The organism is Ruegeria sp. BC7, from assembly GCF_056539165.1.
This window is the reverse complement of sequence record NZ_JBQFUL010000007.1, coordinates 34,532-47,098: the sequence shown is the minus strand read 5'-3', so window position 1 is coordinate 47,098 and position 12,567 is coordinate 34,532. Positions and strand designations below refer to the sequence as shown.

The following is a 12,567-nucleotide window of genomic DNA, read 5'->3' as shown; positions in this document are numbered from 1 at the left end:
GCAGGGCCGAGGGGAAACTGCGCCGCTCATGAAGGTGTGGGATTTTCTGTCCAAAGGGCGGAGGGGCACCTGGCCCCTCCTGCCAAGCTCATCAGTTCTTTGGTTCGGACTTGCCGTCGTAGCGAGACTGCCATTCCTTCAGGATGGCCGCCCGGTTGTTGGCTGCGAACTCAAAGTCATTGTCGATCATTGCATCCAGCAAACCTTCGGGGAAGTGTTCGACCGGCTTGGCAATCCCCGGCATCGCGACAACCGCATAGCCGGTGTTGTACATTTCGTTGGCCTCTTTGGTGACCGAGAAATCAACCAGCTTCTGCGCGGCTTCCAGATTGCCTGTTCCTGCGACAATCGCTGTCGCCTCCATGTCCCAACCGACACCTTCGGACGGAACGATGATGTCCAGAGGCGCACCAGCGGCCTTGGACTTGGCGCCACGGAAAGCAAACGAAATTCCGATCGGAATCTCACCCGCCGCAGCAAGCTTGCACGGCTTGGAGCCCGAATGCGTATAGCGCGCGATATTCTCATGCAGCGCGTCCATGTACTCCCAACCGCCATCTTCACCGAACATCTGCAGCCAGCTTGAAACGTCCAGGAATCCGGTACCGGACGAGTTCGGGTTCGGCATAATGACATGCCCCTTGTATTGCGGGTCTGTCAGATCCTTCCACGAGGTCGGCGGTGTCAAACCAGCCTTCTCCGCTTCAACCGTGTTGTAGCAGACAGAAGCCACCCAAGCGTCCATTCCGACCCAGCTGGGAACGTCGCCGCTGTCGACAAATTTCGCATCCAGCTTTTCCACTCCGACTGGCGCGTAGGGTTCAAGCATATCTTCTGATTTCAGAAGCAGCAAAGAAGTCGCCGCCAAACCCCAGACGACATCGGCTTGCGGGTTGTCACGCTCGGCCAGCAATTTTGCCGTGATAATACCAGTGGAATCGCGAACCCAGTTAATCTTGATGTCCGGGTAAGCGGCGTTGAATTGTTCCGCATACCGGGCCAGGTCTTCGGCCTCGACAGCCGTGTAAACGGTCAGTTCGGTTTCGGCGGCTGCCGCTGTTCCCATTAAGGCCGCAGCCACAGTAGCGATAAACTTAGACGTGGTTTTTTTCATGTTTCCCTCTGTTGAGTTGAGTATGACACCTACGCCATTCTCGTGCGGCGCTTTGATTTTCTAACTTTTGGTGGAAGTAATTTGACAGAATACAGGACTAAGAAAAATCGATAATATCTACTACATCATAAGCAGTACTTATAGTTTCAAGACCTGCTATAAATGCGGCAATTTACAAATTCTCCGCCGATGATTTGCGCAAAACCACCACCGGCGTGAACAATGGGTTGAGAAGAAGCTGGAATTTTCGGCAGTTGCAGAATTGACCGTCACGCGCAAAGAGACACGCCCCGTGGTCGTTGCATGCACAGCAGAAACCACGAAGCAGACAAACCCGCGCAGCTTTTACACTTCGGCGTTGCGTTCGTGCTGCGGCAATTCTTCGATCAGGCGCGTTTCCAGCAACTGGCCGTTCGCATAGAGGATCGGTGTTGAAATAGCCGCAATGTGGCTGTTGAACTCTCGCAATGCCCGCAATGTTTCCAGATGAACGTCACTGGTTTCAAAACTGTCGATCCTACCCTTCTGCAACCGGCGGAAGTGGCGTTTACGACTGTCGCGCTCGGCCCGCTTGATCTCGGTTTTTTCAAGATTCAACAATCGCGCGCTTTCGAGATCCTCAGAGATGATGACATTGGTTGCCAACTTCAGGTTGGCCAGGATCTTTTCGTGCATTTCCTGAACCTCCGACCATCCTTCGGGCGAGAATTGCTTGCCAGAGCCGCCAAGCTCGGTCGCTAATACAGTCAGGCGTTTGGCCACCACATCGCCAGCAGTCTCAAGACGCACGGCATATTCCAGCATATCCCGCGCGATATCCGAATTCCTTTTGTCCATCTTTTCAGCAGGAAGCTTTGCAACAAAGGCGCGAATGTCGCTCAGGCACTGATTGACCTCCAGGTCGATGGCTTGAACTGCCCCGATCTGTTCAGCGTCGCCTGACTTGTACAGCCCAAGCAACGGGTTGAACATCATCTGAACCAATTCCGCCATACGCAGCAATTCACGCTTGAGCGCAGAGATCGCCAACGCCGGAGTATCAGCCATCTCCGGCTCGAGTGCGCTGGCCGGACGCGCTAAAGGGTCGGTTTCTGAAACGGGCCGTGCGTCTGGCAAAATCGTCTCAAACGGCTTCTGCAGGATTCTGCAGAAGGGCAGCGACAAGATCAAAAGAGACGCATTAAAGACCAGATGGGCATTAACCAGCATCTGACCCTGATAGTCGCCTCCCAAAACACCTGAGCGCAGTGCCAATTGTGCTGCAAACAGACAGGCGACCGCCCAAACTCCGCGCAGTGCAAGATTTGCATAGGGAATACGCCGCGCGCGCACGTCTAATCCGCGGGTCAACCAGACCGGGATCAAGGCACTGCCAAGATTGGCCCCCAGAACCAGTGACAAACCTGCTGGAAACGGCAGAGCACCGATCTGCACCAGCGTAACGCACATCAGAATAGCGGCTACCGAACTGTGCATTACAAAAGCCAGCGCACCGCCCACCAGAAATGCGGTTACGTAGTCCCGAACCAGATAGTCAGCGATTGCCGGAAGGAACGCACTATCCCGAATTGGGTCCATGGCTTCACGCAGAAATCTTAGAGAAATCAGTATGAAAGCGATCCCCATCAGGATGCGCCCGATCTGACGACTTTTCTTGCGCTCGGTTTTGACGAACAACCAACCTCCGACCGCAAGAAGCAGAGGAACAAGCCAGTCCAACCGGAACGACAATATCTGGATAACAAGAGCCGACCCCAGATCGCCGCCCAGCACGATCGCCAAACCACTCGAAAACGACAAAAACCCGCCAGCCGCAAATCCCGAAGCAAGCAAAGCGACCGCAGCCGAACTTTGCAGAACAACAGCCAGGATCAATCCGGTCAGGCTGGATTCAACCATGCTCTCCTTACGCGTCAAGACCCTTTTGAACGAAGCGCCATAGCTTCGTTCGATCCCGGTTCGCACCATTCTAACCGCAAACAGAAGCAACATCGTTGCCCCGGCCAACTGCATCAGGAAGGTTAAAATTGCCATTCTCTAGTTGCCCTTTTGCTTTTCCCGGCAAAAACCCATGACGACCCGTCCTAAATCGTCGCTTGAATTTTGGAAGTTCATGTTCATTCGGCAGCCACGGTTACCTTGACCTCCCACTGTCCCAATTTCGCGCCCATTTTCTTGCCCGGCGCGCGGTCCGTCACAAGGTGATCGACCAAACTCGGGTCAAAGCACTGATGCGGCCCAGCGGTTTCAAATTTTTGATGAACCATTGAAATGATCGACAGGTTGCAGCGCTCAAGTATGACAGAGGCCAGCTCGCCTTCGGCTGAGTTGTTGTACAAAAAGCCAAATTTCGAGTTCAGCGCATCCGCACTGATTATTGCGAAGTCATAGGAATATCGCCGCGCTTGGGCCTCGACCACAAAGCCGAAGGTTCCCATCTCGTCCTTGCGCATCTCACCGCCCAGCAGAAACACGCGGTTGCCATTGTGCTCGACCAGCTTGTGCGCGATCTTCGTCGAATTGGTCACGACGGTCAGATTGCGCTTGGCACGCAATTCCTCGGCCGCAATTGCAGTAGAGCTTCCGACATCCAGAAACAGAGTTGCCCCGTCCGGTATCATCGCCGCCGCAGCATTTGCGATTTGACCTTTTTCCTGCGTGAACTCGCCTAAACGTTGAAAGAAATTTGCCTCATACTGGGGTTCAAGCAGGCGCGCGACCCCATGCGCCCGCGAAACGAGGCCCAATTTAGACAAGGATTTAATCGTGCGTCGTACCGTCTCGTCCGAGACATTCAGCAGGCTCGCGATTTCCACGTTTCGCGCTTGGCCACCAAGTTGGCGCAGTGCCTCAAGAAGCTGCAATTCCCTGGGAGAAACAGTTTCGTGTATGGCCATGCAATATTCTCCACATATTCTGGGCAAAATACCGTTTTTCGCCCATAGTTCCACAAAAATGTTGGAATTGGAGCAAATTCCCAAAAATTCGACGGGCTGGGCCCATTTTTCAGCAGCATGATCACGGGCCCAAAATACTGTGAAACCACAGCCCTTGAGCACCCAAAGCGCGACACGAAGAAACACTTAAGCGAAAAAGACCTGTTTCGCACCTACCCGCAAAAGGTCGCCGATCCTTGCTTTCCCGGTCCCAGTTTTCATCGGCCTGATGATGGACAGTCCGCACGAAGATTGGGGACCCGGTCGTGCAAGCACAGACGCTGATCCACTGCCGGGAGATCGGGCAAGTCCCAAAACCTGAACGCGGAACCGCATCACGGTTCCGCAGGCTCTCAATCCAGTTGAAGACAGTTTTACAGAATTTCGGCTTCCGTCTGTGCAATGCAGGCTTCTGCACGCTCGACTTGGGAAAAGCCGACCACGGCTTTGGGCAGTTCAACGCGCAGGAAATACCTGCAGGCCGCCTGTTTGCCGCGTGCCACCCGATCATCGCCCTGCGCCGCCAGCGCTTGAGACACCCAGAGCCAACCCAGCACGACATGGCCGAAGGCGCTGAGGAAGGCACCGGAGTTGTCCAGAGCCGCAGGGACAGGCCCCATCCCGGCCAACGCAATCACCGCCTTCTGCATCGCTTCTACGGCCTCTTCTAGACGATGAACTTCCTGCGCCAGAGACTCGTCCTGTTTCGCATCCGCGATGGTCTGCGAAACCCGATCAATCAGGATGCGGTAGCCCGCACCACCGTTCTGACCCAGCTTGCGCCCCACCAAATCTGCCGACTGAATGCCGAATGTCCCCTCGTGAATGGGATTGAGGCGGTTGTCGCGATAGAGTTGCTCCATGTCATAATCGCGCGTATAGCCATACCCCCCGTGCACCTGAATGGCCAAGTCATTGGCAACCAGCCCGAATTCAGAGGGCCAGCTTTTGGTGACAGGTGTGAGCAAATCCAGTAGCTGCGCTGCGTTCTTGCGCTCATCCTCGTCGGGGTGCGTATGTGCATCATCCGAAAGTCTGGAGGAATACAGACACAAGGCCAGCGCACCTTCGGCGTAGGCTTTTTGAGACAGCAACATACGTTTGACGTCTACATGTTCGATGATGGGGATCATCGCGGTATCAGACCCACCCTTGCCACGCTCCAATGACCGACCCTGCCGCCGTTCACGCGCGTACTCGGCGGATTGAACATACCCGCGATAGGCCATCGCCGCGGCCCCCATACCGACCCCGATCCGGGCCTCGTTCATCATGTGGAACATGATTGCCAAGCCCTGGCCCAAATCTCCGATCCGCCACCCGATGGCACCGTCGTTCTCACCAAAATTCAGCAGGCAGTTCGTTGTACCGCGATAGCCCATCTTGTGATTGAGGCCAGCAACGGCCACATCATTCTTGGACCCGTCAGGAAGATATTTCGGCACCGCGAAGATCGAAATTCCCTTGACCCCCGGTATGAGCTTCCCGTCTTCGCCGGGCACTTTGGCAAGAACGAGGTGCAGGATATTCTCGCTGATCTCCTGATCCCCACCAGAGATCCACATCTTGTTTCCCCGCAGACGATACCGCACGCCCAATTCGTCCGAGCCATCCGGCTCTGCCCTTGTACGAATATCCCCCAGAGACGATCCGGCCTGAGGTTCGCTCAGGCACATCGTGCCGAAATTTCGCCCCTCAATCGCAGGCATAACCCAAGTTTCGATCTGCTTTTCCGATGCGAACGCCAACATCAGGTTGGCGTTTCCCTGAGTCAGAAACGGATACGCGGCGGTAGAGCAATTTGCGGCTGTAAAGTTCGCGCTTGAGGCCATCGTTACCGTCATCGGCAATCCCATCCCGCCCCTTTCGGCAGGAAAGCCCATCCCAAAGAAGCCCGCCTCGCGAAAGGCGGCCAGATCCGAAGCCGTTTCTTCAGGCAGCACCACTTTTCCGTCAGACAAATATGGCTCTTGCCGATCTGACACCTTGAAATGCTGTGCGAATTTATCGCGTGCGACCTGTGCCGAAAGGTCAAGAACCGACTGCATGGTCTCACGATCGTGCTCTGCAAACTGGTCGCGGGTTGTCAGTTCTTCGGTTTTCAGCCAGTCAAAAACCAAAAACCACAGGTCGTCTTGATTAATATAGTCCACGAGCTTTTGCCCTCCCTCCGTTGAACCGGGGCGCGAGGTTTGTCGCGCCCGGTGCAAAGTTCCCTCGCACAACTCGGCCGATTGCAATATGCTGGATATTACAGCTTTTAATCACCCTCACCCAGTGACGGCCGCGTGGGCCGCCGGTCAATGCCACATCAAACGTTCGTCGTAGCCCGGGTCAGGCTCGCAATCTGGTGCGGGGACCCGTCAGCGATTTCCATATGATTGACAACGCGACCAGTTTTGGCGGCAGATTGGTTCGCGTCGGCTTGCCGCGAGAAAGACGCCACAACTGCCCCTCGTACCAAGTCAATCCGATCATTGTCATCAAATCCAACGCCCGGATACCAGTGCTGGGCTCTTTCAGCTCGTACCGGAAATCCGGGTCGGCCAAAGCAGCATTTGGCAGGTCTGGGCGCAGGATCAAAGGACGACACAGCCCCACCATGTCTGTGGCACCGCTGTTCAGTGCCTCCTCCATTCCCACGCGGCTGCGGAAACCACCGGTCACAACAAGCGGCACGTTGACCGTTTTACGCAACTCCGCCGCATATTGCAGGAAATACGCTTCGCGCTTCTGCGTCGACTCACGCACATTTTTCTCGCGCTTGCCCTTCATCATCGCCGGAGCCTCGTAGGTTCCGCCCGAAATTTCGATCAGGTCTATTCCGGCCTCCTCCAACGCTTTGACGACACGGATGGAGTCGTCTTCGCTGAACCCGCCTTTTTGGAAATCCGCCGAGTTGAGCTTGATGCCAATGGGATAGTCAGGCCCGGTGGCCGCGCGGATTGCAGCGTAGATTTCAAGGACGAAACGCATCCGGTTTTCAAGCGATCCGCCCCATTTATCGTCACGCCGGTTGTGATGCGGCGAGAGGAACTGACTGACCAGATACCCATGCGCACCGTGGATTTGAACCCCGGTGAACCCCGCCTGCTGAGCGAGGGCGGCCGCGCGCGCAAAGCGCGAAATAATAGCCTCGATCTCGGTCTCGGTCAGAGCGCGCGGCGGGTTGAACCCACTTGACAACGCGGGTCCAAGTGGCACCGCCGAGGGAGCCATGGGTTCAGGGCAAACCTGTTTTGGACTTTGTTTTCCCGGATGGTTGAGCTGCATCCAAATATGCGCACCATCGACCTTGCCCGCCTGAGCCCATGAGCGAAAAGCGTCCAGATCACTTTGATCATCCAGCACCACGTTATACGGCTCACCCAAGGCAGACCGATCGACCATCACGTTACCGGTCATTACCAGCCCGCTTCCGCCTTCAGCCCACGTTCGATAAAGCGTTGCAAGCCCCTGTTTGGGGTTCCTGTTTCTATCCCCCAGCTGTTCGCTGGCGGCGGATTTAAAGAAGCGGTTGCGGATAGTGGCCTTGTTTCCAAGTTGGAACGGCACGGCAAGAGGCGATGTCATCCTGAGGTCCAATCAAAGAGGCAGTTTGGTATAAAATCTATACCAATCAAACGTACTGCTTCAACCTTCTGCCGCTTGATCTGCCGCAACGGAATTTAGTTGGGGTTTCTCGTAGGCAAAACCGCTGCTCTTGCGAATTGACCGCCCAGCCAAAATCCAAGCCCAGAATTCTCTGGCAAGAATAGTATTGGCCCTGCGAAAACAGTTCTGATTTACTGACTTTGGAACAAGATACGAGGTGCCGGATGCGCAAATGGGGTCTAACCGCAGTCGTCTTAATGTCCGCAAGTTCAGTACTTGGCGCTGGCATGGAACGGTGGGGCGAGTCTGGCGACTGGACGATCTTGATTGATCCTGAAAAGGGCAACGGGTGTCTCGCGTGGAAGCAATTCGGCGATGGAATGACGGTCGAAATCGGCGCGGCCCCCAATCAGCAAGGTGGTTTTTTCGCGGCCTATAACCCGGCGTGGGAGCAGATCGAAGACGGTGCCACAGGTCTGGTAAATTTCGATTTTGGCGATGCGAAGTTCGCTGGGGACGCGGTTGGCACCTTCAAGAACGGAGTCCCCGGCGGTTATGCGTTCTTCGATAACCCCGAGTTTGTAAGTGAATTCGGGAAACGACAGGGCGTTACAATAACCGGCGAAAGCGGGACTTCGGTCCAGCTTGACCTGAGTGGCTCTGCAAAAGCGATTGAAGCTGTACAGGCTTGTCAGGCAGAACAGCCCAAACCGCTCACGGAATGAAACTGCGGCCAGCTATTGCAGTTGTTGCAGGTCTGGAACGCAGGGTTGTCGTTGCGCCGGCATTTCATCTGCGCTGCCTGACACGGACTGTCTTGACCCGCCTACGTCCAGCTTGAACTTTGGTGCTGAAAGCTGGCCATTGACTTCAATGGGCCAAGCGCTTCGGGAAAGTGGTTTTCCAACGCGGCGCGGTTCCGCCCTGAGCGCGATTGTATCATTTGCCCAGTCTACCTGTCCTTTCGCGACCAACTGAACGGAACCGGTTTCTATCACGATGGACTCCGAATAAACCCGTCCAGCGTCAATGCGAACCGGGGCCACAACGCACGTAATGTCAGTGTATCCCTGACGAAGTTCTTCCGAGAACAGCCACGGGAAGATACCAAGCCCCGCCAGTTCTAGAAGGCTGGTGCTGATATAGCCCTGAGACATAGAGAGCGCCGCCTTTCCTTGCATCGAGTTCAAGAAGGCTTTGCCCGAAGCAAGACTGCCAGCGACGTTGAAGTCCCCACTGAGACGCCCATACGCGTCAATTCCAATCCCTAACTCGTCAAGGATTTCGCCGAATTCCCACCCGGATGTTGAACCGGACAATGATACCCAATCCGGCGATTCAAGCAGGTCCACGACCGCCCTCAGACTGAAATTGCCCCCGCCATAACTAATTTGCAGCGGCCCGGCATCCACAACTCCGTCTTTGGCAGTCAAATCGCTTGTGACGGCAGTCACACCTTTCTGGCCAACGATTTCTTTGAATTCGATCGCCACCTCGACATCTGCCTCAGCAAGCATGCGCTGAACGTCCAGAAGATCAGCCGGCTTGCCCTTTTTCTCCGGCAGGACCAGGGGCTGCACTGCCGGGTCATCATCGTCAGAAAGTACCAGTGGTTGGGTTTCAGAATCCGTTTTTGGCCTATTGCCCCCGACCAGGCTTTTGAGTTGGTTCAACGCAGCAGTCAGGTTTTTCAGGTCGTTCAGATCAAGCCTCTCGCTGGTCAGACCGCCACGAACAACAGTTCCCGATCCGGGAAAGCTCGCGTCCAAAGCTGTCTGAATTTGAGAAGACCCGGCTTCAAACACGACCGACGCCTGAAACGCGTCGGCCTGCCTTGTCGTTTCCGCGCTGATAGAAAGCGCACCAGTCTCAACAGGTTCCAATTCGAGAGCAGTCAGAAATGTCGCCCCGTCGCCCAGATCAAGGTCAATATCAAAATCCAGACCCGACAAACCTTTTAGCTCACTCACGGAAAGCGCAAGATCCATCGCCCAAAGGTCAGTTCCATAACTGGTTGCGTTCAGTTTGTTGAGTGAAACCGGACCGCCCTCGTTCGACAGACTAAAATCGGCTTTTATTCCGCCGAACTGATCAACGAACTGCGCGTCTACATCTGGCAGAAGCAGATTCACGGGACCGTTCAAAGTCCCCTCGAACGTGACATCCTCAAGCTGAAGCAGGTCGAGAATTTCACCTTGGGCCACAAGGATTGGGTTTTCGATCGGACCGGCCTGTAACGTCAAACCTAACATGGCCAACCGACCATCCGGCATACGGCGCACACGTTCGATAGAGGCAGGGCCGATAACGTCCAGCCCCTGATCGAATGCGTTGGTCTCGAACAGCAGCTTCTCAAACTTGAACGAGGACGGCGCCCCGACCAAATGCATCTCAAGCGCAGTGAACTTTAGGTCTTGTATTTTCTTGGCCGCTTCGGGCGGCTGGCCTTCGGGAAAGAGGCGCGCGTCAAATACCATATCAACGCCTTGAACCGTATAGAGGTCTTCGACCGATCCTTCTGCGGTTAGCTGTTGACCTTCCTCAAGACTGATGGATGTCGAAAAGGTATCTACTTTGAGAACATCCTGAGACACGATCTCGGCGTGGAACTGGCCGTTGCCTTCAAGAACGCGCTCAAGACCAAGCACATCGAGAAAATCGCCGAATTCACCCGTGTCCATCTGCAACGCCGCTTGAAATCCACCACCCTGAGCTTCATCCAACGGCTCACCATCGAAGCTGGCTGTCATTTCGCCAAAACTGGCGCGTGTGGTGAACGGCGCTCCGCGTGGATAATCGCCCTCGATCCCGAAGCTCTGGCCATTTACAAACCCCATTCCAGAGACTGTCGTTCGCTGTTCACCATCAACCTGATCCAAGGCCAGAGACTCGAGGTCGAACACAAAAGAAAACCCTGAAACCTTGTCATCGACCTTCAAACCAATAGACGTGAAAGTCACATTCTTGTCGCTGAGAAAGGCAAGAATGCCACTGTTCGGTTCAGTGTTCGTGGCCGGAGTGACCTCCATCTCCTGAGGTTCACGACTGGGCTCTGCCTCGGCGCTTTCAGGCGGCGTTTTTGTGCGAGGCCGCTTTGTTGACCAACTTGTTGTGCCATCGGCCGCAGTCAGCAAATTTGTCTGTAGCCCTTCAACCACCAAATTGTCGAATTGCAAACGCCCATTGGCAAGCGCCGCGACATCAAGCTCCAGCTCAAGCAGCTTTAACTCTGCAAGAGCCGTATCGGGAAAGGTCTGGCTTGGTATGACCACCCCTCCGACATAGATGCTTGTGATACGTCCGAGTGCGACACTGACATCATCGTTGACCAGCAGCGTGCGCCCGATCTGATCCGAAAGGACTTGTTCGACCAGACCACGCCGCATGTCCGAGAAAAGCGGCGCCGCAAACAACAACCAGATCGAAGCGACCGCTACGACAACGAACAGAACGACAGCGCCTATAATTCTTTTCAGCCAAGTCCCCATGACCCCTCCCCAGGCATCTTCCTGAGGGTCGAGTTTATCAGCAAATCAAATTTCGCCAATATTTCTCGTCTGTTGGCCAATTTTGGTGGTTTTCCTGGTGCGCAGGGCCAAGCTCGATACGCTTACCCCGGCCACGCAAACGAATGCGACGCCCGCATCAACGCATCCAGAGCAGGGGAATATTTGCGGCCCGGAACAGTGAAGGCGGCGATCGTGCGTTCGACATCCGGTTGAACAAGCGGCCGCTGCATCAGCCCCGGCAGGGTAACCGAATATTCCGGCATGAACGCAAACCCGATACCTGCTGCGACCATTGCCTGAATCCAGTCCTCACGCTCGGAACGGAAACGCGCATAAAGTTCCACGCCCTTCGTCTGGCAAACCGACATCACCATTTCTCGCAGCTCACAGGCCAGTCGGTCCACGTAGTTTTCGCCCGACAGTTCTTTCAACGGAACTGAATTGAGCTGCCTCAATCGATGATCCGGTGAAAAAACGACAACATACCTCTCGGTGTATAGGGCATGTGCCCGGAATTCTTCCTCAAGCTCGTTTGTCAATGTCATGAAGGCAACGTCGATTTCCCCCTCGACCAGCATGTCCTTCAGCTTTGAGGCGCTCGCTTCATTGACCGACAGTTCCAATCCACTGTGACTTTTTTCAAATTGCGCCAGAAAACGGGCGAGGCGCACGTGGCCGATCGTTGAAAGAACACCCAGCCGTAATGGTACTTTTTCCAAAAGCCTGAAGTTCTGGGCCAACATCCGAGTCGCGGCGGCCTCGTCAACGATGTGCTGCAGGTGCGGCAACATCGTTCGGCCAAAATCGCTGATCAGGATTTTCCGGCCTTCTCGATGAAACACCTGTGCGCCAAGCTCAGCCTCAAACGACTTTACCCCTTTGGTAAGGGCTGGTTGGCTCACATTACACTCTGCCGCAGCCTTCGTGAAATTCAGGTGTTTGGCCGCAGACAAAACATATCTGATCTGAGACATCTCCATCTTTGGGACCTCTCTTTTCCGATGTCAGTCGGCCAACAGGATACACGTTTTTACTCAAACCTGGAGTTATTAAGCCATAAAGGATCGGTAGTTCCCTCTTTCATAGCCCCGTGGTGCAATGGAGCCATCGGTTTCACAGGACAGAAAGGAAGAACAATGTCTGTTTTCATGGTCGAAAGAAACCTCAAGGGCATCAGTATGGAAGACCTTGGCGCAGCCCAGCAAGCGGCGATTGGCACCGCAGCACGCATGACCGCAGATGGCGACAAAATAAGCTATGTCCGATCAACTTTTGCGCCCGAGGACGGCCGCTGCATGTGCCTGTTTGAAGGCGAAAGCGCCGAACAGGTTCGTCGCCTGAACGACACGGCCGGGCTGCCGTATGACAAGGTTGTGGCGGCGATGGATTTGACCCCGCAGTAAATCGGAATTGG

General features: G+C 54.9%; 9 protein-coding genes. 2 read left to right on the top strand and 7 right to left on the bottom strand.

Going from position 1 to position 12,567, the window contains the following annotated elements:
• Nucleotides 1–91: 91 nt before the first annotated feature.
• The 5 genes from ACR0KS_RS16055 to ACR0KS_RS16035 all read right to left on the bottom strand — a co-directional run bounded on the left by ACR0KS_RS16055 (nt 92) and on the right by ACR0KS_RS16035 (nt 7,623).
• Nucleotides 92–1,114 (bottom strand): putative 2-aminoethylphosphonate ABC transporter substrate-binding protein, encoded by a 1,023-nt coding sequence (locus ACR0KS_RS16055; protein WP_170389096.1) that lies wholly within the window; start codon nt 1,112–1,114, stop codon nt 92–94.
• A 345-nt stretch (nt 1,115–1,459) separates the two neighbouring features.
• Nucleotides 1,460–3,148: a Na/Pi cotransporter family protein gene (locus ACR0KS_RS16050; protein WP_170567690.1), complete on the bottom strand. Its 1,689-nt coding sequence runs from the start codon at nt 3,146–3,148 to the stop codon at nt 1,460–1,462.
• Nucleotides 3,149–3,231: 83 nt separating this feature from the next.
• Complete coding sequence (locus ACR0KS_RS16045) at nt 3,232–4,011, bottom strand: DeoR/GlpR family DNA-binding transcription regulator (RefSeq protein WP_170418556.1); 780 nt, start codon at nt 4,009–4,011, stop codon at nt 3,232–3,234.
• A gap of 413 nt (nt 4,012–4,424) precedes the next feature.
• Nucleotides 4,425–6,203, bottom strand: a complete 1,779-nt coding sequence (locus ACR0KS_RS16040; RefSeq protein WP_170567692.1) for an acyl-CoA dehydrogenase family protein — start codon at nt 6,201–6,203, stop codon at nt 4,425–4,427.
• Between the two features lie 181 nt (nt 6,204–6,384).
• Nucleotides 6,385–7,623, bottom strand: a complete 1,239-nt coding sequence (locus ACR0KS_RS16035) for an NADH:flavin oxidoreductase/NADH oxidase family protein (RefSeq protein WP_170486541.1) — start codon at nt 7,621–7,623, stop codon at nt 6,385–6,387.
• 278 nt (nt 7,624–7,901) lie between these two features.
• Here ACR0KS_RS16035 and ACR0KS_RS16030 point away from each other — a divergent pair, with 278 nt between their 5' ends.
• Nucleotides 7,902–8,369 carry a hypothetical protein gene (locus ACR0KS_RS16030; RefSeq protein WP_480681543.1) on the top strand — a complete coding sequence of 156 codons (468 nt, stop codon included), beginning with the start codon at nt 7,902–7,904 and terminating at the stop codon, nt 8,367–8,369.
• A gap of 12 nt (nt 8,370–8,381) precedes the next feature.
• Here ACR0KS_RS16030 and ACR0KS_RS16025 read toward each other — a convergent pair whose 3' ends face one another.
• Together ACR0KS_RS16025 and ACR0KS_RS16020 are read right to left on the bottom strand one after the other, a co-directional pair.
• Nucleotides 8,382–11,132, bottom strand: a complete 2,751-nt coding sequence (locus tag ACR0KS_RS16025; protein WP_170418569.1) for an AsmA family protein — start codon at nt 11,130–11,132, stop codon at nt 8,382–8,384.
• Nucleotides 11,133–11,254: 122 nt separating this feature from the next.
• Nucleotides 11,255–12,127: a LysR family transcriptional regulator gene (locus ACR0KS_RS16020; RefSeq protein ID WP_170567694.1), complete on the bottom strand. Its 873-nt coding sequence runs from the start codon at nt 12,125–12,127 to the stop codon at nt 11,255–11,257.
• A gap of 162 nt (nt 12,128–12,289) precedes the next feature.
• Between ACR0KS_RS16020 and ACR0KS_RS16015 the strand changes: the two genes are divergently transcribed.
• Nucleotides 12,290–12,556 carry a DUF4242 domain-containing protein gene (locus tag ACR0KS_RS16015; RefSeq protein WP_170418575.1) on the top strand — a complete coding sequence of 89 codons (267 nt, stop codon included), beginning with the start codon at nt 12,290–12,292 and terminating at the stop codon, nt 12,554–12,556.
• The last annotated feature ends 11 nt before the right edge of the window (nt 12,557–12,567 follow it).

What these genes read in the sequence shown, in the direction of transcription:
- ACR0KS_RS16030 (WP_480681543.1), top strand. Translation starts at nt 7,902, where the DNA reads ATGTCCGCAAGTTCAGTACTTGGCGCTGGCATGGAACGGTGGGGCGAG.
- ACR0KS_RS16045 (WP_170418556.1), bottom strand. Translation starts at nt 4,011, where the DNA reads ATGGCCATACACGAAACTGTTTCTCCCAGGGAATTGCAGCTTCTTGAG.
- ACR0KS_RS16035 (WP_170486541.1), bottom strand. Translation starts at nt 7,623, where the DNA reads ATGACATCGCCTCTTGCCGTGCCGTTCCAACTTGGAAACAAGGCCACT.
- ACR0KS_RS16025 (WP_170418569.1), bottom strand. Translation starts at nt 11,132, where the DNA reads ATGGGGACTTGGCTGAAAAGAATTATAGGCGCTGTCGTTCTGTTCGTT.
- ACR0KS_RS16050 (WP_170567690.1), bottom strand. Translation starts at nt 3,148, where the DNA reads ATGGCAATTTTAACCTTCCTGATGCAGTTGGCCGGGGCAACGATGTTG.
- ACR0KS_RS16020 (WP_170567694.1), bottom strand. Translation starts at nt 12,127, where the DNA reads ATGTCTCAGATCAGATATGTTTTGTCTGCGGCCAAACACCTGAATTTC.
- ACR0KS_RS16015 (WP_170418575.1), top strand. Translation starts at nt 12,290, where the DNA reads ATGTCTGTTTTCATGGTCGAAAGAAACCTCAAGGGCATCAGTATGGAA.
- ACR0KS_RS16055 (WP_170389096.1), bottom strand. Translation starts at nt 1,114, where the DNA reads ATGAAAAAAACCACGTCTAAGTTTATCGCTACTGTGGCTGCGGCCTTA.